A 21,687-nucleotide genomic window follows, 5' to 3' on the forward strand; every position below is an offset into this window, starting at 1 on the left:
ACCGATTACATTCGGTGCGGAGGAGGCGTGCGGAACCGGATATGGTCGAAAAACCGATTACATTCGGTGAGGCAGAGGCGTGTGGGCCGAATATGGTCGAAAAACCGATTACATTCGATGAGGCAGAGGCGTGTGGAACCGAATATGGTCGAAAAACCGATTACAATGGCGATACCGCAAGCCTTTTGTTCCTTTTGATACTTAAACAGCGGAGCGTGCTCCCAAGCGTCGCCGTAATTCATACATGAGCCGTTACTGTTACTGTAGAGAAAGAGGTTCGACTGAATCTTGCCTTAGCCCCGGCTGAATTTTCAGTTGGCCTTACTCCCGTGCTATACTAGGCTCAAATTACACTAAGCAGTTCCCTGGCTGGGGAATGGTTGCTTACTGAAGGAGGAACGTTGATGTGGATGATAACCCTGCTTGTGGTGCTGATCGTGGTGGCCGCAGGGGTGGGCTATGCCGGATTCTATTTTTATGGAGTAGCCATTAAGCGGGCCCCTAAGGAATTCCTGGCCAAGACCCCAGACCTTAAGATCGATCCGCCGCCGGTGGCTGGAGCCTCGTGGGGAGAAGGGGCGGAGTGGGTATCCCGGCAGACCTTCCGTGAGGTGGAGCTGGTGTCTGAGGATGGCCTCAGGCTGCAAGGCTATTATCTGGCGTCAGAGCGTGCTGCCGGACGGACGGTCATTGTTGCCCACGGGTATTCCGGGAAGGCCAAGGATATGGGAGCGACCGCTAAGAACTATTATGAGAATCTGGGGTATAATGTGCTGCTGCCTGATGCCAGAGGACACGGGCGGAGCGAAGGGGATTATATCGGCTTTGGCTGGCCGGAGCGCCGGGATTATCTGAAATGGATCGGATTTGTCCTGCAGGAGAACGGTCCGGACGCACAAATCGTGCTGCATGGCGTATCTATGGGCGGAGCCACGGTGCTGATGACGTCCGGCGAGGAGCTTCCTCCGCAGGTCAAGGCGATTGTCGCCGATTGCGGCTACACCTCGGTCAAGGCACAGCTGTCCTATCAGCTGAAGCGGATGTACCATCTGCCGAGCTTCCCGTTTGTGCCGGTAGCCAGTCTGGTGACCCGGATGAAGGCCGGTTATTCCTTCGGGGAGGCGTCTGCGCTGACACAGGTACGCAAGGCCAAGGTGCCGATTTTGTTCATCCACGGAGATGCGGATAAGTTCGTGCCTTATGCGATGATGAATGAGCTGTATGAGGCCTGCCGGAGTCCGAAGGAGCAACTGGTAGTGCATGGAGCGGGGCATGGCCTATCCTACGATACGGATAAAAGCACATACATCCGCACAGTAGGCGAATTCGTAGAACGCTATGTACACAGCCCGGTTACCGCTGCATCTGTAAGATAAAAGTCCCTAGAACGTAGACGCGCCCGATATCCGCTGACAGCGGTTATCGGGCGCTAATTATGTTCCACACATGGGGCCTTTCCCTGAAGAACAGGGAAGCAGCAAACCATGTCTTATCGGTATATAAATCCCCCGCCGTTTGTGAGCGAAACGGGTGTCGTTATTCCTTGTTATTTCCAGCAGCCGTGTGGCGAGAGAAATCCTTCCAATACGACAAAAGCCCTACCTCTCTTTTGTCCTTGCGGCTCCGTGGCCGCGCCAGTGTGAATCGGAATGCTATGTTCGAATTTAGTCTCATAAAAAGGAAAAGTACTGCAAGAAAACGTAAGATATTGTGTCCAAACCGCCGATAATATAGAGAAGTGATTCATCGGCCTGACATCTTCTTGGTGGGGATATACATACTCGAAAACAAATATTATTTTATTATAGCACGGGTATAATAAATATGCAACTGTACATTGGGCTGCGGCCGGGATGGAAATGAGGGGACCGATGGAACTATACAGAATTTTTTTGAAGAAACAGATCCGGAACTATATCTTCGGCTCAGCTGTAGCGGTACTCGCGGTCGGGAGTCTGCTTATGCTATCTTCCCTGGAGATCAGCCGGGTTGAATATTACCGCCTCCTGCTGGTGCTTCTTTGTTCCTTTGTGATTATGGCGTCCATAGAGATTACTGTCTTTCTCAGACAGACCAGACCTATACGGGCTGCGCTGATTCAGGAGCATGCTGCGCTATCGATGCTGGAAGAAGCATATCTGCACACGCACCAGCTGCCCAAACGGGCCATTCAGCGGATTATGGGGCCGCATCTGCTCGGATTATCCGTTCCGGCTCTGCTGCTGACCTTCTGGATGATTCATGCCGGCTGGGTTACGTTCCCTTATTTCTATCTGATCCTGGCCATGTGTTGCGCTGTGCTTGTGGCCTGTATGCATGCCCTGATTGAATTCTTCCTGACCTGCACCTCCATAATTCCGCTGATTAAGGAGTTCAGGAACCGTGCGCTGGAGCAGTATAGTGTTGATTTTTCCCTGGAGGGCTATGTGTTCGTGCCGATACGTCCCAAATTCCTGGTGAGCTGTATGCTGATCGGCACCTTCCCGCTGTTCCTGTTTATTATGGCGACACACATTCGTATGAACGGTGAGGGGGATTCGATAGTCGTCGTCGGGCTTCAGAGCTACTGGGCCTGGGCAGGGATGGTGCTGCTGATTGGCACGCTGTTCTCCTCCATTGCGGCCTGGCTGCTGACGAACAGCGTACAGCATCCGATCCATGAGCTGTATCAGGCGATGAACCAGGTGAAGGACGGCAATCTGGTCCAGGTGCAGGATGAGTACTCCGATGAGTTCTCGAAGCTGGTGGCAGGCTTTAACATGATGGTCCGCGGGCTGCAGGCACGGGAGCAGCAGAGCCGCCAGCTGCTGGACAGCTACTTCTCCACCCTTGCCGTGGCGCTGGATGCCCGCGATTCGTATACGGCAGGACACTCGCTCCGTGTAGCGGAGTATTCGGTGATTATCGGCCAGCTGGCCGGACTGAGGGGGCAGGAGCTGGATGATCTGCGCAAGTCAGCTCTGCTGCATGATATTGGTAAGATCGGGGTGAGAGACAGCATCCTGTTCAAGGAAGAAGCCCTAACCGATGAGGAGTTCCTTCAGATTCAGAGCCATACGGTGCTGGGAGAGAATATTCTGCGCCAGATTGAACCGGCGGACAAAATGGCACCCTTTCTCGGCGGCGTCCGCTCGCATCATGAGCGTTATGACGGCCACGGCTACCCGGATGGTCTTGCCGGTACGGCTATCCCCCTGCATGGCCGGATTATTGCGGTAGCAGATGCTTATGATGCAATGACATCCAACCGGCCTTACCGGAAAGGGATGGACCATGAACGGGCGCTCGGCATTTTGGAGCAGGGCAGAGGCAGCCAATGGGACCCTGAATTCGCCGGATTGTTCCTGGGGTATTTCGGCCGGAAGCCGGAAGCCCTTAAGGATGCTCAGCCTATCCAGGCGGGGTAATACTTTAGATGAATGCATATCCTAATATTCCTTGAAATATAAGAATTTATATGTTTCACCTGATAAACTGTTCTTCTATTTCTCGCTGAAACGGTACCGTCCTTTAAAAGGACGGTACCGTTTCCACTTGCCGAAGCGGATACTATCCAGTTTATGGAGGTTCCGCTTCAGCTTTGCGTGCCTATTTTGTGAACTGACAGGGAAATGCGACAATTAACGACTACATTCATTGAAGGATTGAGAGCGGACCGTTATAATTATTAAGTCTGGATTTTAATTAAAAAATAAGGGAGATTTCTATGAAACGCGCAGATGTGCTGCTGATTTCTGTCGTTCTGATTGCTGCGCTCGCTTTTCTCGTGCCAAGATGGCTGTCAAACGATGCTGATAAAGGTGGGCCGGGCAAAGAACTCAAGGCTAATATAACAGTAGATGGTAAGTTATTCAAAACGATAACCCTAACCAAAGAAGAGCAGACTATTGAGGTCCGCACCGAGCGGGGCTATAACATTCTGAAGGTGCATGATTACGGGGTTGAGATGTTCGATGCGGATTGTCCGGATAAGGTGTGCCTCGGCTTCGGCTTCATCACGCTGCCCAAGCAGACGATCGTCTGTCTTCCGCACCGGGTATTGGTTGAGATTGCAAGTGCGGCCGGGGAGGATGAAGTAGATGGCTATGTCCAGTAGTGAATCGGCTACAGCGCTGAAGCGGACCGTAATAATTGCTATATTCGCTGCCGTTGCTGTGGTGCTGAGTATTGTGGAGGCGCAGATCCCGCTGGCCGGAGTGGGGCTGATGCCCGGGGCGAAGCTCGGCTTCGCCAATATTATGATTTTGACCTGTATATACTTTTTGCGCGGACGTGATGTCCTGGTGCTGGTGATCCTGAAGACACTGCTGACCGCCTTCCTGCTCGGCACGCTGTCCAGCCTGCTGTTCAGCCTGTTCGGCTCCCTGTTCAGCTTCATTGTAATGTTCGCGCTGGTGAAGCTTGGCCGCAGAAAGTTCAGTGTCATCGGTATCAGTATTGCGGGAGGATTGGCCCATAATACGGGACAGCTGCTGGCAGCCTCGTTCGTATTTAATTCAACCAGTATTTTCTATTACCTGCCGGTTCTTCTGATCACCGGTATTATTACAGGCATTGCTGTCGGCTTCGCCGTCCGGTATGTGGTTGACTCGCTATCCAAAATATCCTTGTTTGAAGAGTTCCTGAACGGACCGGGTCACTAGCTGCGGAAGGATGAGTAACATGAATCAAGCGTACAACGATACAAAAGCTGGTGAGAAGCCGGCAGTTATTGCCCTTGAGGGCGTATCCTTCGGCTATGATCCGGAGCATCCGATTCTCCATAATATCAACGTGTCGATCCCGCGGGGTCAATGGGTGAGCATTGTAGGGCCTAACGGCTGCGGCAAATCGACCCTGGTCAAGCTGCTGAATGCGCTGCTTCCGAAGAGCGCCGGCCATATCTCTGTCTGCGGACATACGCTGCAGGAAGAGACGATTCAATCCATCCGGCAATGCATCGGAATGGTCTTCCAGAACCCCGATAACCAGTTCATCGGGCAGACGGTGGAAGAAGATATTCTCTTCGGCCTGGAGGGTCTGTGCCTGCCTTACGAAGAAATGAAGGAGCGGCTTGAATTCTATACCGGTAAGCTCGGGATCAGCCATCTGCTGTCCAAGCATCCCGGAGAGCTGTCGGGCGGGCAGAAGCAGCGTGTAGCCATCGCCTCGATTCTCTCTATGAAGCCAGGCATCGTCATCTTCGACGAGGCCTCTTCTATGTTGGACGAGGGCAGCCGCGATGAGCTTATGGGGATTCTGCGCGACATGCAGGCAGAGGGCAGCTACACGATCCTGCTGATTACTCATGATGCCGATGAGATTCTGGCGTCGGACCGGGTGCTGGCGCTGCACGGGGGAAACATCGCGGCAGATGTATCACCTGCTGAGCTATTCCGTGATGAGGAGCTGCTGGAGAAGTGTCATTTGCGGGAGCCTTATACTTGGCAGCTTGCCCGTGAACTGGAGAGCCGGGGAATTACGGTGGATGTACCCGCCAGCGAAAAGGAGCTTATAGACACACTATGGCAATACAACTACAGCAAGTAAGCTATACGTATGCTGACCGCAGTATGTGGAAGCAAACGGCGCTGCACGGGATTAATCTGGAGATTGCCGGGGGTTCGCTGACCGGAATTGCCGGAGCCACCGGCTCCGGCAAATCTACGCTGCTCCAGCTGTTCAACGGCATTCTCAAGCCGACAGAAGGCACGGTGCAGGTGCTGGATGTAACGATAACTGCAGGGGAGAAATCACCGAGGCTGCTTCCGCTGCGGCGGAGGGTAGGCCTCGTCTTTCAATTCCCGGAGCAGCAGATGTTCGAAGATACGGTGGAGAAGGATCTCTGCTTCGGGCCGCTGAACTTTGGAGTCAGCCTGGAGGAGGCCAAGGAGCGGGCGCGCAAGTCCATGACGGATATGGGACTGGATCTGGAGCTGCTGGAGCGCAATCCCTTCCGGCTCAGCGGAGGACAGATGCGCAAGGCGGCCATTGCCTCGGTGCTGGCGATGGACCCGGATATTGTGGTGCTGGATGAGCCGACAGCCACCCTGGACCCGGTAAGCCGTGCGGAGCTGATCGCTCTGCTGGAGCGGCTATGCCGCGAGCAGGGACGCACGATCATCATCGTGACGCACCGGATGGATGAACTGCTGCCTTATGCTGACAACTGGGTCCTGCTCAAGGAAGGGGAACTCGCCTTCCAGGGCAGCGGCGGCGAGCTGGCTGCTGATCCGGCGATTCTTGAGCGCTGCGGACTGCGGGTTCCGCAGTCTCTGCGTTACTGGCAGGCTGCCGCCGGGCGCTTTGGCCTTAGAGGCGAGAAGCCGCTCCTTACAGCAGAGGGCCTCGCGGGGCGGCTTGCGGCCTTGCTGGAAGAGCGCCGCACGCTGAATGCCTCCGGTTCGGAAGAAATGGGGGATGGCCATGAATGAGCGTCTGCTGCTGGGACGCAGCATTGATACGGGCTCCTGGGTCCATAAGCTGGATGCCCGGTCCAAGATTACCGGAATGCTGCTCTATGTAGCCATCATCCTGCTGTCCACTTCGTGGATATCGATCGGGCTTGTCGCGGTCTTCTCCATCGTGGTGATGGCGACGACCCGCATTCCATTGAAATATTTCATTAAGGCTGCGAAGCCTTTACGTTATCTGATGTTGTTCATCTTCATCGTACAGGCGCTGTCCGTGAAGGAAGGGGAGGTGCTATGGTCGCTTGGCTCATTCTCGCTGCATGCGGGCGGTCTGCGTCTGGGGGCATTCTCGGTAATACGCATGCTGTTCCTGCTGACCTTCACCGCGCTGCTGACCTTCACGACAACGCCAGGCAAGCTGAACCAGGGGCTGGAGGGTGTGCTCGCCCCGCTGAAGAAGCTCAGGCTGTCACCCGACCGGATTACGCTGATGATCAGCATCGCGCTCCGCTTCATTCCGACGATTCTGGATGAGGCGCAGATTATTCTGAAGGCGCAGGCCTCGCGCGGAGCGGATCTGAAGGAGCTGCCGCTTAAGGAGAAGGCGCGCATGCTCGTTTCACTGCTGGTTCCGGTCATCGCCAGTGCGTTCCGGCGGGCCCAGGACCTGATCTATTCGATGGAAGCCCGGGGCTTCCGCATGGATGCGCCGCGCAGCCGGTATCACCGGCTCAGGTGGGGCGCGGCGGATACGCTTTTTGTTGCTATGTTCGTTGTACTGGGAGTTGCAGTAGCATTATTGTAAGACATTTAGGGGGATACGGAAATGGCACGTTATTTTAATGGTAAAGAAGTGGAGTTATTGGCACCTGCGGGAACCTTCGAGATCTTCAAGGCTGTCATTGAATCGAAGTGTGATGCGGTGTATTTCGGCGGTCCGGTGCTGAACATGAGAATGATGCGCAAGGGCTATAACTTGAGTCATGAAGAGATTATCGAAGCCTTGAATATCGCCCATAGTATGGATAAAAAAGTATATATCACGGTAAATAATCTGTTCAGCGAAGAGGATGTAGAAGAGGCCAGAGCGTACCTTAGCTTCCTGGACACGGTCCGCCCGGACGCGCTGATCGTGCAGGATATGGCGGTGCTGGAATTGATCCGCGAGATGGGGCTGAATCTGCCGGTTCATGCTTCCGTCATGATGAATGTGCATAATTTGGAGATGATCCACGCGCTGAAGGAGCTGGGCGTCAGCCGGGTCGTTACCTCCCGCGAGATGGATCTGCAGACCGCGAAGCTGCTGGGCGCAAAAAGCGGCATGGAGCTGGAATATTTCATTCATGGTGATATGTGCTCTGTCCACGGGGCGAACTGTTACTTTAGCTCCCAGGTGTTCGGAATGAGCAGCAACCGGGGCAAATGCATGAAGCCTTGCCGCTGGGATTACCGGATCAAACGTGATGGCTATGTCTTCCCTGCGGAATATCCGCTGGCGGTGAAGGATATGTTCATGTATGAGCATCTTCCGGAGCTGATTGAATCCGGCATTACTTCCTTCAAAATCGAAGGCCGTATGCGCGATAAAGACTTCATGGTGATGCTGTCCAACAGCTACGGCGATGCGATTGACCGTTATATTGATGATCCGCTGGGCTTCGACCGCACCAAGGATTCCAAAGAGCTGTATAACAACCGTAAGCGCGATTTCTCCACGGCGTATGCTTTTGGCAAACCGGGACTACCTAATATCAACCGCCGTTATGAGGGAACAGGCAAGTTCTACAGCACCGGCAAAGTGTTCAGTACGCCGACTGCCGAACGTGAGCTGTCTGCGGAGCGGGTGACGGAGCTGCGGGGGCGAATGGCTGAAGACAGACGCAGCATCCTTAACAAGCCTGAGCTGGCAGTACGTGTGAATAATATGGAGCAGGCGCGTCTCGTACTGGAGATGGGGGTAGACAGCTTGTATCTGCCGGGCGATGTGTTCGAGCCGGACCGTCCGTTTACGAAGCAGGATATTAAGGAGCTTGGAGCGGTAAAAGGTCATACCAAGCTCTATCTCGGCCTGCCGCGGATGATGAATGAGCTGCATTTCGACCAGTATGATCATCTGCTCAGCGGAGAGCGGCTGCCGATTGACGGCCTGATCATTACGAACCTGGGAGCGATCCGCCGTTACCGCACGACCGGTTATCCGATGATGGGCGATGCTAATCTGAATGTCTACAACCATCTGTCTGCCGGGCTGTATGCGGGACTGGGCCTTACTAAGCTGACCGTTTCACCGGAGATGACACTGGAGCATTTCGCCTCCTTCACCTCACGCAGCGACTTGCCGCTGGAGGTTGTGGTGCACGGAACGCCGGCGCTGATGTATATGGAGCATGATCTGTTCGAGAATACAGAGGTGATGGAGCCGATTGGGGAAGAAGACAACCAATATGTCCGCAATGATGTGCTGGTGCTTAAGACTGACAAGGGCGAGAACCCGGTCTACCGTGACCAATATGGCCGCTGCCATCTGTTGTTCGCCAAGGAACTATGTTATCTTCCGATGCTTAGTGAAATGAACGGCCTGGGGATTGCCAGCTTCCGGATAGAAGGCGCAACATACAGTATCAAGGAACTGCGCACCATTATTGCTGCTTATCAGGCTGCGATGGATGGAACGAAGCCGGAGGATGATCTGCTGGGCGGACTGAAGCCGGTATATGCGGGGTATACCCTCGGTTCACTGCAATTTAACTAATGCTAATAATTCAATTTTAAAATAACGCTGCTGCGAGTATAATAAGGGCATATGGCGCAATTATAAGTACCTTTTTTCACAAACTCATGTTGAATCATCAGCGATTGAAAGCGAGGGGAATCTCATGGAACAGAGCGTCATCATTGGAAGAGAAGCGGTAGCTGCCAAAAGAAAGCAGTATTTCTACCCGTGCACCGCACATTTTTACCGGGATGCCCCGCAATTGGTACGCGGAAGCATGCAGTACGTCTACGATGAGAACGGCAAGGAATACACCGACTTCTTCGCGGGAGTCTCTGTGGTTGCCTGCGGCCACTGTAATCCGGCTATTACTTCACGTACGATAGCACAACTGCAGCAATTGCAGCACACCTCGCCGATCTATCTGACCCAGCCGAATGTAGACTTAGCGGAACGTCTGGAAGAAGTGCTGCCGGGCGCGTTGCGCCGGACATTCTTCGTCAACAGCGGCTCAGAGGCGAATGAAGGGGCGCTGCTGCTGGCGCGGATGCATACGGGCCGCAAAGGCTTCATTGCTCTGGAGGCCGGCCTGCATGGCCGGACCAATCTCACTATGAGTGTGACCGGGCTGCAAATGTGGAGAACCGATGCTTACCTCGATGAGGATGTAACGTTCATTAAGCGCCCGTATCATCCGGAATTGACGCTGGAGGAAGCGGCGGCTCAGTCCATACAGAATTTGAAGGAAGTACTCGCTGCCCAGGGAGACACCATCGCTGCTATGATCGTGGAGCCGATTCAAGGGAACGGCGGTATCGTCATGCCTGCGCTGTCTTACTTCCGTGAGGTGAAGGCGCTGCTTGAGCAGTACGGCGTACTGCTGATTGACGACGAAATCCAGACCGGCTACGGCCGGACGGGAGCAATGTTTGCGATGGAGCATTTCGGCGTCGTGCCGGACATTATCAGCATGGCTAAGGCGCTGGGGAACGGAGTGCCTATTGCTGCCTTTTCTACGACGGATGAGATTGCGGCATCGCTGAACAAGCCTTCCGCCTCGACGTTCGGAGGGAATCCGGTCTCTGCGGCTACAGCGCTGGCGGTGCTGGACTACATCCGTGATGAACGGCTGGCGGAACGTGCGGCTGAGCTCGGCGGGCAGCTGAAGCAAGGCTTGCTTGCTCTCCAGGAGCGTTACCCTGCGTTGATTACTGATGTACGGGGCAGCGGACTTATGCTGGGGGCTGAGCTGGCCGGCTCGGTGACTGAGGACGCTGCGGCTGTGACAGACTATGTGCTGGAAGAGCTGAAGGACCGCGGATACCTGATCGGCAAAAACGGGATAGGCCGCAACGTTCTCGCCTTCCAGCCGCCGCTAGTTGTCACTTCCGGGAATATCGATGCCCTGCTGGATGCACTCCGTGAAGTGCTGCAAGCGATCCACTAAGAAAGAGGCCTAACATTATGGTTATCATTAATGCTTTTAAACATACGGCGCTTAAATTGAAAATGTTCAGCGAGCTGGTGATGTTCTCCCATACGCTGTTCTCCCTGCCGTTTGCCATCATCTCGATGGTGTGGGCGGCTGGCGGCTGGCCTTCCGGCCATATGATGTTATGGGGACTGATCGCGCTGATCGGGGCACGCAACGGGGCGAATGCGTTCAATCGTTTGGTGGACCGCACCTTCGATGGCAACAATCCGCGTACCGCCCACCGGCATCTGCCGCAGCGTCTGCTCGCCGAGAAAGAAGTCATTCTGTTCATTATCATCAATTATGCTCTGTTCATTGTGGCTTCCGGCATGCTGAACCTGCTCTGTCTGGTGCTGTCACCGGTAGCCATTGTACTGATCTCATCCTACTCTTATACGAAGCGCTTTACCTTCCTCAGCCATCTGTATCTGGGCTTCGTGATTGCTTCGGCACCAATTGGCGCCTGGTTTGCGGTTACAGGGAACATCGCGTTCACGCCGTTCGTGATCGGAACCGTGGTAATGCTATGGATTGCCGGCTTTGATATCATCTACGGAACTCAGGATATTGAGTTCGACCGGAAGAACGGCTTATGGTCCATCCCGAGCTTCTTCGGCCTGGAGAAAGCGCTGCGGATCTCCAAGGGGCTGCATTTCATTATGGTAATGCTGCTGCTGTTCCTGTACCTCTGGCGTGATCTCGGCTGGATGTATCTGGTCGGCATCGGCATTGCTACGGTACTGCTCATGGCGGAGCACAAGATCATCAAGCCTGCTAACCGTAAGCTGATGAAGGTGGCTTCTTATAATTTGAATCAGGTGATCAGTATGGTGATATTACTTTGTACGCTGATTGATTATTTTTACGTTAATTAGAGGTGGGGGTGGGGGGCGGCGCGTCGGGTGCGCTGGAGGTTGGGGCGCTGCACTGCGCGGAATATTTGGACTTCCGGTCGCTGTTAACTTCGGATTCCCTGATTATAACCGCTGGCTGCGGTAGGAATCCGAAGTTAAAGGCGAACGCTTCGCTCCTCCAGTTCCAAAATTCCTCTCCGTTCCGTCCTAACCTCCCCAGGCAAGATTAACTTCAAAAAGACAACAGGCCTCCCCAGCAGGGGCAGGCAGCAAAAAAAGCGCGAAAAGCTTAGAGCTTCGCGCTTTTCTTCTTTTTGGGCAGCAACCTTAAGACCGAGACCGAGACCGAGACCGAGACCGAGACCGAGACCGAGACCGAGACCGAGACCGAGACCGAGACCGAGACGAACCTCGAACCCGGAACCCCGAACCCCGAACCCCGAACCCCCCCAAACCTGTAACATCCCTGTAGCTAAACACGTTCACGTTCGCTTCGCTGCGTTCACTTGTTTAGCGAAGTGGCAGTAACCATTGGCATGGCAATTGCATTCCGTACATTAGAATCCGGTGAAATTAGTCTTAAAATCGCATCGGTTGCACTTTGTACAGTAGAATTTGCTCAATGGATGTGAAATGGGCACTTTTTACGAAATCAATGGTACAAAATACAACAGAACACGTTTGAGCTTAAGAATTGGTGGAATCTGTTGTACAAAGTACAATCATCAGCATTAGATTCCAAGGGTCCATCCCTTGAACCCGCCAAGGCAACAAAAAAGAGCCTGATTAAAGGCTCTTGATTGGGAAAATATTAAAACGTGCCGGCGGGCAAGACCCGGATCAGCGGTCACGCCCGGCGAAGTATTGCAGCAGGGTCTTCAGATCGGCATGTGCAGGGAAGCTGGAGAGCTGCTCCACAATTCCGGCAGCCTGGGACAGGTAGCCCTGGCTGAGGGCCTCTGAGCGGGCTAGGGCATCACTGCCTCTTACCAGCTCCAAGACCTGCACGATGTCCGCAGGAGAAGAGTCAGGGCCTATTCTGCGGATGACAGGAGCAAGCTCAGCATCCTGTAAGGCGAAGAGCACCGGAAGGGTAACCTGACCGTGGCGAAGATCGCTGCCGGCCGGCTTGCCGAGGACATCCGCCGATTGCGTGAAGTCCAGGATGTCATCCTGAATCTGGAATGACATCCCCAGCGCTTCGCCGAAATCATAGAGAAGCTGGGCAGTCTCTGCACTGCTCTCCGCCGACAGTGCGCCTACCCGCAGGCAGGTGGCCATCAGCAGCGCGGTTTTGTTACGGGACTTCTCCAGATATTGCTCCAGTGTAAGATCATAATCGAAGGCATGCTCCAATTGCTGGTATTCACCGAGACATAGCTGGCCCGTAGCGACAGAGGACAAATCGTGAACGTAACGGTCCTTATCCCCGGTGTACTTGCTAAGCAGTTCAATAATGCGGGCAGACATATAATTACCGATATGGACAGCGGATAGAATCCCGGTCTTGATATGCAGCGCAGGCTCGCCCCGCCGCAGCTCGGCGTTATCAATAATATCGTCATGAATCAGTGAGGCCACATGGATAAATTCAGCCGCAGCGGATAATTGCAGGGTTCGGCGTTCGGCGGATTTCAGTCCAAAACGGCTGCCGACAATGACCATCAGCGGGCGGAGGCGTTTGCCGCCGGAGCCTGTCAGTTCAAGAATGCTCTGCGCCAGCTGCGACTTTTTGGGAACATCCTTATCGCGGGTCACCAGATTCTTAATTTCGCGGTTAATTTCATTCAGATCGATATTCAGTGCTTCATGCAGCTTCATCGTTCGTGTTCCCACCTGTCAAATGGCTTTGCTGGTACGGCTTCGTTGTCTGCGCTCCTGAATGAGGAATTCACCCAGCTCCCTGGCAGGATTGTGTTCCGTGAACTCTCCATTTGAACGTTCGATCTGCATTTTTTTGATGGAAGGGGCCATGTAGGCCACCAGATCCAGCTCCCGGCATTTCACTGCAAATTGCAGATAGAAGCTGTAGAGGTAATCTCCATCCAAAATATTGCGGGTCAGGTCAGGATGATGTGGGACACATTCCATATGGCGCTGTGCTGCCACGGTAAGAATGGTATAAATGCCTAGTAAATGGATTTTGCGGTCATATTCCAGATCATGGCGTTCCAGTACCGAGAGCATTTGCTCACATTCTGCCGGAGAGAGAGACAACTGAATTCCGGCAATATCAGACATTTCAGCCTGAAGCAACCGGAACGTATCTTCAATGATTTTTTGGTCCACAAGCTTCTCTCCTTCTTGTCGGTTTTGCTGGAGGAACCGGATCCCTGATTATCCCTACAAAACCACTTTGTTGAAAATGCGCACATAAATGTACAAGCACCTCGTTAAACAAGGAGAGTAATGTGTCCTAGGGACACATTACTCTTAAGAATATCCTATTCAGCTTGCAGCAGCGCAGCTTATGCATCCGCCGCTGTTATAAATGAATGTAGTTCTTAACCACCGGTTACCCGGTTCATCAGTCGGTATACAGATACCAGCGCCGGACGAGGGGAATCCTCTTCCACTGCTTCTTGAGCCAAGGAAGAACATAGTAATCCAGACCGAACACGCTGCCGGAACCGCCGATGCAGGCAATCGCTGCCCCAACATACCAGAGCATTTCTGTTGCTGCCATCTTGGTGGTCCAGATCATAACCGCCATACCTATCGTGGCCAGAGCCGAGATAGCTGTGAACAGACCAACGATCAGCATTACACCGAAGACGATCTCGGCACAAACCATACCGATTTGGAACCATTTAGCCAGGAAGGTGTAAGAACCGTCCGGGTTGTAGAACATGAGATCCATGAACCAGTTAGAGATATCATAAATGAAGCCTGGAACCGGAAGAGCCGATACAGCTTCTTTGGCAGTGGATACTGCGGAAGCGGCAGACTGGGCATCTACGGTAGTTTTGACTGCATCCACAGCCTGACTTGCTGCTGATGTGGCGTCTGCATAAGGAGCCGCAGGAATCAGGAAAATCTTATTTGGATCAACCCAGATTTTGCGGATCTTCTCTATACCTTCATATAACCACATTCCCCCGAGCAGCATACGGAGCGGAACGAGCCAGAAGTTCGGCGAGCGCTTGGAGAAGTAACCGCCGACGAAGCTCTTGCGGTTCTCAACATGGAAGAACTCGTGCATCATGTATGTCCAGACCTTGTTGAAGCCCACAACCTGGGACAGATAGAACATATTGATGAAATGTTTGGACAACATAGCCATGAAGCCGGTCAGCATGAAGAACTTGCCCGGAAGACCAACGTTCGCTACACCGTAGCGGCTGCCGATCGAAACCATAGTGCCGTGGAAGCCTGGTTTGTATGCTTTTTTAGGCGTACCCTTGATATCGGCAGTGATATTCCCTGCGATAACTGGAGCGGCTTGTTCAGCATTCTCAACCATTTGCGGAACTGGACGCTCTTCGCCTTCAGGGATGAAGAAGATGTTATCCCCTACAACGTATACGTTCTTATGGTCAACACTTTCAAGGTGTTCATTGGTAACAATACGTTTGCGGCCTTGCTGCTGAACATCAAGGTTGCCGACGATTTCGGAGCCTTCAACACCGGCTGTCCAGACGATGGTCTGTGCATCCACGATGTTCTTCTCGCCGAGGGCAACGGAGCCTGCGCCTACTTCGGTGATTTTGGCGCCGGTAACGATTTCTACCTTCAGCTTGCGCAGACGGGCTTCGGCTTTCTGAATCAGCTTATCCGGCAGGATAGGCAGAATCTTCGGAGCCATATCAGCCACGACCAGTCTGACTTCGGAAGGATCGATGAAGAATTCTCTGCAGAGCTCGTCGCGCTGTTCGGCCATTTCACCTACAAGCTCAACGCCGGTGAAGCCGGCACCGATGATTACGAAGGTCAGCATAGCGCGGCGTGTAGCCGGGTTCTTTTCCTTCGCAGCTTTGGTGTACATGTCGCGGATCTGACGCTTCAGGGCAACTGCATCATCGTAGGACCAGAAGGAGAAGGTGTTCTCTTCTGCTCCAGGAATTCCGAAGAAGGTTGGCTTGCTTCCTGTGCCGATGACCAGATAATCATAAGCATAAGTGGCTTTGTCGGACTTTAGCTTCTTGTTCTTGAAATCAATGTTGCTGATCTCATCCAGAACAACATCTACCTTCAGGCCGGCAAAGATTTTCTTCAAGTCAATTTTGATCGAATCCTCAGGTGCGCGATTCGCAGAAACCTCATGCAGCTCAGTCAAAAGAGTGTGATATGGATTTCGGTCGATCAGTTTGATTTCTACATCTTTGTCGTTCTTAAATTTCTTTGCCAGTTTCTTAGCCGTGAGTACGCCGCCGTAGCCGCCGCCCAAAATGACTATTTTCTTCAAGAGAAACTCACCTCATTCATCTGATTAGCTGCAAAAGGGTAGCGAATAATTATTTCGCGCCTTCGAGTGCTTTTTGTGCAAGTGTGAAATATTCACCAACGTGGATAGATACGCCGGAGATTGCGTCTGTCTTACCTTCAGCATCCAGGGTAGGAGCTACGCCTTTGTTCTCAAGGAAGTATTTCTCGGCAAGGGCGATTTCTTCATGCCATTCAGCAGCAGCGCCGCCGGCTTTCATGCCGTATTTGCCGTCTACAGAATATTGTTTCTTATCGTCGCCTGCAGCATTCACACCGCTGAAATTAACAGCTACAACGTTGCCGTTAGCAACAGACAGAGCTACAGTGGACTTCCAGCCGGATTTAGCATCCATTTCGCCTTCAGCGGTATATCCGCCATCTTTGTATGGGCCTGCTTGTGCAGGGCCGGCAGCAAGTGCAGCCTGAGCCGCGCCAACGAAATCACTAACGTGTACGGATACACCGGAGATTGCATCTGTTTTGCCTTCAGCATTTACAGTAAGAGCAGCAGGATCTTGTTTTTCAATCAGGTAGGCTTCAGCAAGAGCAGCCTGTTCATGCCATTCGGACTTTGCACCACCGATTTTAACCAGACCGTAGTTGCCGTCCTCGGATACTTTTTTCTTCAGGTCGCCCGCATTTTTAACATTGAAAGCATTCCAGTCAGCTTTGGTGATTTTGCCGCCTTCTACAGTCAGTTGTACAAAGGTCTGCCAGCCAGTCTCTGGATCGGCATCCACTGTACCGTAGTAGGTTCCGTCCTGGTACTTGCCTGTTTCGGCTGCTGGTGCAGCAGTTGCTTCAGCTGCGGCAGTAGCAGTTGCTACAGGTGCTGTTGTTGCAGCAGCGTTCTCTGCTTTGTTGCTGTTGCCACAACCTGCGAGTAAAGTACCCAGTACCAGAGCGCTCGACAAGATTACAGAAGCTTTTTTCATTTTGATATGACCTCCAAGAAAATAGTTTAAAATATATATATTAAAATGTAAAACATTTTAATAGCGTTGGAAGTGATAAAAATCACTTTATAAATGATAAATGTCACTCTCATCTCGGTCTTAAGTCCCTTTTTGTAGCAGGCATACGACATATATCGGCAGGCAATAAGAAAAAATTTAATCATATCGTTTCTTGTTCGATGGCATTTTAGCACAAGCATTGAAACTATCATGTGAAAATAATCACTTAAATCATAAATAAATTTACTTCTGAAGTATATCAAATTTTAAGATAGTTGAATAGCTTTTTATAAAGACTTTTATGTGACAAAAGTTGAGTTATTTTGCACGGTTTTACCCCGTTGCAGGTTGCAGCCCCTGCACTCCTTGGCGATTCAGCGAAAAGTCATAGGGGTAATAGATCACAAGCAATTATAAGCTTTCGCCAGACATTAAATTAGACAACTAAGGAGATGAGCTTGTAGTGGATAACAATGTGATCAAAGGTAAGTGGCTGCAGATTAAAGGTGAAGCCAAGAAGCAATGGGGCAAGCTGACAGATGATGATCTGGATGTCATCGACGGTGAAAAAGACAAGCTGGTAGGCAAGCTGCAGGAGCGTTACGGCCATTCCAAAGATGAAGCCGAAGCGGAGTACCATAAGTGGGAGTCCTCCCACCGCAGCTAATCAGCAGTTCATAATAAAGGAAAGAGCGCAAATTGTATCTGATTTGCGCTCTTTTGCTGTCTTCCGGACATGCGGCAGCTTTCATTCTCATATATATACATATGCAATAGCCCTCACGCTTCATGTTTTCATTCCTCCAGTATGATACTATAAACATTATATGTGAACTTATTTTCGCTGCAGGAGTGAAGCCATGGAATATGTCAAAATCTTTTTTGTGAATACAGCTTTACTAATCACTCTGTCCTATCTGGCGAATCTAATATACAAGTACACCGTAACCCACGCATCCGAGCCTGTTAAAAGAGTAAGCTGGGTGCTGCTCGCGGTCTTCGCAGGGTGGATCAGCACCTTTTTCGGCTACAGACTGCATGAGCATGTCATTTTTGACCTGCGGTACGTACCGCTTATCATCTCAACACTGGCTTACCCCCAGCCCTTGGTTCTGATTATCATTGGAATCGCAACCGGGCTTACGCGCCTGACCTTCGGAGTGAACGAGGCAGCGCTGGTAGGCGTGCTGAATCTGACTATCCTGGGCTTTGTCTGTGCCGCTCTAAGCCTATGGATGAAGCGTTCGTCTTTCTCGATGATGCATAAGGGGATTGTCACCATCTTGGTAGTCAATGTAGTGAATGTGCTGAATATTGCCGTATTTGGGGTCATTCCCACACATGATTACATAACGAAGATTCTGCCGGTTACCTTTCCCGCAGGCCTTGTCCTCAGCGCTCTGTTCGCGCTGATTATCCGCGATTTCCATCTGGACCTGATGCGTACCGGACAGATCATTAGAGCGAATAAGCTGTTGTCCGAGCAGACGGAGGAGCTGCATAAGAATAAAATTGTGCTCGAGGAAAGAGCCAAGCAGCTCATGCTCGCCTCACAGTTCAAATCGGAGTTCCTGGCGAACATGTCCCATGAACTAAGAACCCCGCTGAACAGCATTATTAATCTGTCCCAGATGATAGAAGAAGGCGATGGGTCCCTGAGTGCGGAGGAGCTTGCTGAATATGGCGGGATCATTCACCGGTCGGGGGAGGATCTTCTGTCGCTCATCAATGATATTCTCGATCTGTCCAAGGTGGAGGCCGGGAAGCTGGATATTATTATAGAGGATTTAAATACCAGCGAGGTCCCTGATCTGCTCGTTCAGCAGTTTGGCGTCTTAGCCAGACAGAAACAGCTCACCTTCAGCGTCTCTCTGGACGAAGGGGTACCGGCCGTGATCTACACGGACCCCCAGCGGGTGCAGCAGATTCTGCGCAATCTGCTCTCGAATGCGTTCAAATTCACGATGACTGGCGGGGTCACTATGAATATCCGTGTAGTGGAACGTCAGGAGGGGGCTGCTTCGCAGAAGTGGATTGCCTTTGAGGTGCAGGATACCGGAATCGGCATTCCCCCGGAGAAGCATGATTTGATCTTCGAAGCCTTTGAACAGGCGGATATCAATGTCAGCCGCAAGTATGGCGGTACGGGACTGGGTTTGTCTATCAGCAATGATCTGGCCAGGCTCCTGGGCGGATTCATTACCCTGCATAGCCATGAAGGCCAGGGCAGTATATTCTCCCTACATTTGCCTCTACATTCAGGCGCGTCCGTCTAATCCCCGCAGCTCCAACTTTATTTGTGATTTCGGTGTATTGACAGGAATCTGGTGCTGAGTAGAATGAAGCAAAAGCCGCATCAAAGGAGAGTCATTCCCCCATGAACATCATGAGAAGCCGGCCGCTGCGGAACCGTTCCAAGGATTTGCGCAAGGCCTCCGTACACCGCAAGAATCTGCAGATCGCTACCTTTGAGGGGATACCATCCACCATATTCCAGGTGCTGCTGCAAGGCCAATTTCTTACAGGATTCCTGTTATACCTGGGTGCCAGCTCCAGTCAGATCGGATTTGTCCTGGCGCTTACTACGCTGGTGAACGTCGCACAGATCGGTGTGGCCTTCCTGATCCAGAGGCTGCCGAGCCGTAAGTGGGCGCTCGTGACTTTTATTGGCTTACACCGTCTGTTGTGGGGATCTACGGGGCTGGTTCCGTTTATTTTCCCGCAAGAGCACTGGGTTACCGCCTTCATCGTTCTGTATACCATTGCTTTCATTGCGAACACCGCCGGTGGTGTGCTCTGGAACTCGGTTATCAGTGACCTGGTGCCTGCAAGGGTCCGGGGCCGGTATTTCGGCATTCGTAATACATTCCTTAATGCACTGGGAAGCCTGGTGATGTACGGGGGCGGTATTATTCTTGACCGTTATCCGGGCGGACACGGATTCCTTATCCTGTATATTGTAGTGTGGATTTTCTCGATCTCGAACATCGTGGTGTTCTTCTTCTACCCGGATGTGCCGTTTGAGAAATCCGAAGAGAAGGCCTTTCTGCCGATGCTCAGGAAGCCGCTTCAGGACAAGCTGTTCATGAAATCCACGCTGTTCCTGTCTGCATGGCTGCTGCTGCAGAACCTGACTGTCCCGCTGTATTCGTATGTCATGCTGCAGCTGCTGAATATCAATTATGAGAAGCTGTCCCTGTTAAATGTGGCACAGACGGTCTTCATGATGGCCAGCTTCTATGTATGGGGCAACCTGAACGCCAGGCACAGTAACAAGAGGCTGCTGCTCTGGACCTTGCCGATTATCGCGGTCTCTTCCCTAATCTGGGGGCTCTTGTCCGTGCTGCCGATGCTTCCTGTATTATTCGCAGCCCATATTGTGTTCGGTGTGGGCGTGGGCGGCTTCAACCAGCTCGCGTTCAACTTCATTATTGGCGATACGCCGAAGCGCGAACGGCCGATGTATATGGCAATGTATGCGGCGCTTACCGGACTGGCGGCCTTCTTCGGCCCGCTGCTGGGCGGCCGTATCTACGAATGGATTAAGGAATGGCCGCAGTGGATGCAGATCTACGGCATGCAGTTAGTGGTAGGCGTGCTGATGATACTCCTGGCACTGCTGCTGGGCCGCCGTATTCTGAGGGATGAATAGGAGGAAGATAAGGAGGCTATTTCGGTGAGAAGAATTGCATTGGTACTGGGAGCTACAGGCCTGGTCGGCAGTGCGTTGACCCGGGACCTGCTGGGCGGGAGTTGGGACGAGGTCCGTGTACTGGTCCGCCGTCCGCTTGCGCTTGAGCATCCCAAGCTGAGACAGATTCAAGTAGATTGGGACCGGCTTGAGCAATACAGCGGGGAATTCGCCGGTGTATATGCAGTATTCTGCTGCCTGGGAACAACAATTAAGCAGGCGGGTTCGCAGGAGCAGTTCGAACGTGTAGATTTGGAATATCCGCTTGCCGCTGCGGCCCTGGCCAAAGAGCATAACGTGAAGCAGTTCCTGGCTGTGTCCTCTATGGGAGCCAGCGCCAAATCACGCACCTTCTATAGCCGGATTAAGGGGCGGACGGAGGAGGGCCTGATTGCTGCCGGATTCCACGGCCTGCATCTGTTCCGGCCGTCCCTGCTGCTGGGCGACCGGGCAGAATTCAGGCTGGGTGAACGCGCAGCGGCTGTGCTGATGAAGGCGCTGGATTTCGCCATGGTAGGCAAGGCTGCGAAGTTCCGGGCCATTCCAGCAGCCACGGTTGCGCGGGCGATGATGAATATTGCTCTGGCTGATACAGGCGGCGTGCATATCTACACGAATGAAGTCATTCATGTGATCGGCAAGCATTAACCGGGCAGCAGGGTTTGCAAACCGCAGACTACAGGACTTACAATAGGCATACGATTAGAATGTATATAGCGGTCTACAGGCCGCGTACAGCATGCAGGAGGCGTTCACTATGTCCAAGAAACAAGTAGCTACAAACAAAGCTCCCGGAGCGATCGGCCCTTACAGCCAGGCGATTGTTGCCGGCAACTGGGTCTACACTTCAGGCCAGCTCGGAATGGACCCGCAGACGGCGGAACTGCCGGTCAGTGTGCAGGAGCAGGCACGCCAGTCGCTTAACAATGTGAAGGCCATCCTGGAAGAGGCCGGAGCATCAATGGATCAGGTAGTGAAGACAACCGTGTATCTGAAGGATATGAATGATTTCGCGGCGGTTAACGAGGTGTACAGCACCTTCTTCACCGAGCCCTACCCGGCCCGCAGTGCCGTTGAGGTAGCCCGTCTGCCGAAAGACGCGCTGGTCGAGATCGAAGCGGTAGCGCGCAAGAAATAAGACCCCGGCCGGTTACAACCGGTCAAGGTATAGCACAGCGAAAT

At 52.6% G+C, this 21,687-nt stretch carries 19 protein-coding genes; 15 read left to right on the forward strand and 4 right to left on the reverse strand.

The annotated features are described in order from the left end of the window. The first annotated feature begins 410 nt into the window (after positions 1–410). The 10 genes from NSS83_RS22280 (at position 411) to NSS83_RS22325 (ending at position 11,454) form a co-directional block, all read left to right on the forward strand. The gene (locus NSS83_RS22280) at positions 411–1,376 is read left to right on the forward strand and encodes an alpha/beta hydrolase (RefSeq protein ID WP_341348757.1); all 966 of its coding nucleotides are present in this window, start codon (positions 411–413) and stop codon (positions 1,374–1,376) included. A 495-nt stretch (positions 1,377–1,871) separates the two neighbouring features. Then, entirely contained in the window at positions 1,872–3,407 is a 1,536-nt protein-coding gene (locus NSS83_RS22285) for an HD domain-containing phosphohydrolase (RefSeq protein WP_341346492.1), read from the forward strand. A 299-nt stretch (positions 3,408–3,706) separates the two neighbouring features. Beyond that, positions 3,707–4,096, forward strand: coding sequence for a NusG domain II-containing protein (locus tag NSS83_RS22290; protein ID WP_341182807.1), 390 nt, complete (start codon positions 3,707–3,709; stop codon positions 4,094–4,096). After that, a complete protein-coding gene (locus NSS83_RS22295) occupies positions 4,080–4,643 on the forward strand; it encodes a Gx transporter family protein (protein WP_036700635.1) in 564 nt (187 codons plus the stop codon). Before NSS83_RS22290 ends, NSS83_RS22295 begins: the two co-directional genes overlap by 17 nt. 19 nt (positions 4,644–4,662) lie before the next feature. Then, a complete protein-coding gene (locus NSS83_RS22300) occupies positions 4,663–5,529 on the forward strand; it encodes an ATP-binding cassette domain-containing protein (protein ID WP_341346493.1) in 867 nt (288 codons plus the stop codon). Continuing rightward, entirely contained in the window at positions 5,505–6,413 is a 909-nt protein-coding gene (locus NSS83_RS22305) for an energy-coupling factor transporter ATPase (RefSeq protein ID WP_341182805.1), read from the forward strand. The genes NSS83_RS22300 and NSS83_RS22305 overlap by 25 nt, the downstream gene beginning before the upstream one ends. Then, positions 6,406–7,197: an energy-coupling factor transporter transmembrane component T gene (locus NSS83_RS22310; protein WP_341182804.1), complete on the forward strand. Its 792-nt coding sequence runs from the start codon at positions 6,406–6,408 to the stop codon at positions 7,195–7,197. Before NSS83_RS22305 ends, NSS83_RS22310 begins: the two co-directional genes overlap by 8 nt. 21 nt (positions 7,198–7,218) lie before the next feature. Then, positions 7,219–9,144: a U32 family peptidase gene (locus tag NSS83_RS22315; RefSeq protein WP_341182803.1), complete on the forward strand. Its 1,926-nt coding sequence runs from the start codon at positions 7,219–7,221 to the stop codon at positions 9,142–9,144. Positions 9,145–9,268: 124 nt separating this feature from the next. Then, positions 9,269–10,552, forward strand: a complete 1,284-nt coding sequence (locus NSS83_RS22320) for an aspartate aminotransferase family protein (protein WP_341182802.1) — start codon at positions 9,269–9,271, stop codon at positions 10,550–10,552. A 17-nt stretch (positions 10,553–10,569) separates the two neighbouring features. Beyond that, positions 10,570–11,454, forward strand: a complete 885-nt coding sequence (locus tag NSS83_RS22325; RefSeq protein ID WP_341182801.1) for a UbiA-like polyprenyltransferase — start codon at positions 10,570–10,572, stop codon at positions 11,452–11,454. Positions 11,455–12,273: 819 nt separating this feature from the next. Here the strand turns inward: NSS83_RS22325 and NSS83_RS22330 are convergent. The 4 genes from NSS83_RS22330 to NSS83_RS22345 form a co-directional block, all read right to left on the reverse strand. Then, positions 12,274–13,254 carry a polyprenyl synthetase family protein gene (locus NSS83_RS22330; RefSeq protein ID WP_341346494.1) on the reverse strand — a complete coding sequence of 327 codons (981 nt, stop codon included), beginning with the start codon at positions 13,252–13,254 and terminating at the stop codon, positions 12,274–12,276. A gap of 18 nt (positions 13,255–13,272) precedes the next feature. Beyond that, entirely contained in the window at positions 13,273–13,722 is a 450-nt protein-coding gene (locus NSS83_RS22335) for a hypothetical protein (protein WP_341182799.1), read from the reverse strand. 238 nt (positions 13,723–13,960) lie between these two features. Beyond that, positions 13,961–15,838: an FAD-dependent oxidoreductase gene (locus NSS83_RS22340; protein WP_340757404.1), complete on the reverse strand. Its 1,878-nt coding sequence runs from the start codon at positions 15,836–15,838 to the stop codon at positions 13,961–13,963. Between the two features lie 49 nt (positions 15,839–15,887). After that, complete coding sequence (locus NSS83_RS22345) at positions 15,888–16,793, reverse strand: FMN-binding protein (RefSeq protein ID WP_341182797.1); 906 nt, start codon at positions 16,791–16,793, stop codon at positions 15,888–15,890. A 484-nt stretch (positions 16,794–17,277) separates the two neighbouring features. Between NSS83_RS22345 and NSS83_RS22350 the strand changes: the two genes are divergently transcribed. The 5 genes from NSS83_RS22350 to NSS83_RS22370 all read left to right on the forward strand — a co-directional run bounded on the left by NSS83_RS22350 (position 17,278) and on the right by NSS83_RS22370 (position 21,643). Next, a complete protein-coding gene (locus NSS83_RS22350; RefSeq protein WP_341182796.1) occupies positions 17,278–17,481 on the forward strand; it encodes a CsbD family protein in 204 nt (67 codons plus the stop codon). Positions 17,482–17,674: 193 nt separating this feature from the next. After that, positions 17,675–19,090 (forward strand): ATP-binding protein, encoded by a 1,416-nt coding sequence (locus tag NSS83_RS22355; RefSeq protein ID WP_341182795.1) that lies wholly within the window; start codon positions 17,675–17,677, stop codon positions 19,088–19,090. Between the two features lie 101 nt (positions 19,091–19,191). Beyond that, the gene (locus NSS83_RS22360) at positions 19,192–20,466 is read left to right on the forward strand and encodes an MFS transporter (RefSeq protein WP_341182794.1); all 1,275 of its coding nucleotides are present in this window, start codon (positions 19,192–19,194) and stop codon (positions 20,464–20,466) included. Positions 20,467–20,490: 24 nt separating this feature from the next. After that, positions 20,491–21,153 (forward strand): oxidoreductase, encoded by a 663-nt coding sequence (locus NSS83_RS22365; RefSeq protein ID WP_341182793.1) that lies wholly within the window; start codon positions 20,491–20,493, stop codon positions 21,151–21,153. 109 nt (positions 21,154–21,262) lie between these two features. Continuing rightward, entirely contained in the window at positions 21,263–21,643 is a 381-nt protein-coding gene (locus NSS83_RS22370) for a RidA family protein (RefSeq protein ID WP_341182792.1), read from the forward strand. Positions 21,644–21,687 lie beyond the last annotated feature (44 nt).

Source organism: Paenibacillus sp. FSL H3-0469, from assembly GCF_038051945.1.
Classification (GTDB): domain Bacteria; phylum Bacillota; class Bacilli; order Paenibacillales; family Paenibacillaceae; genus Paenibacillus_AQ.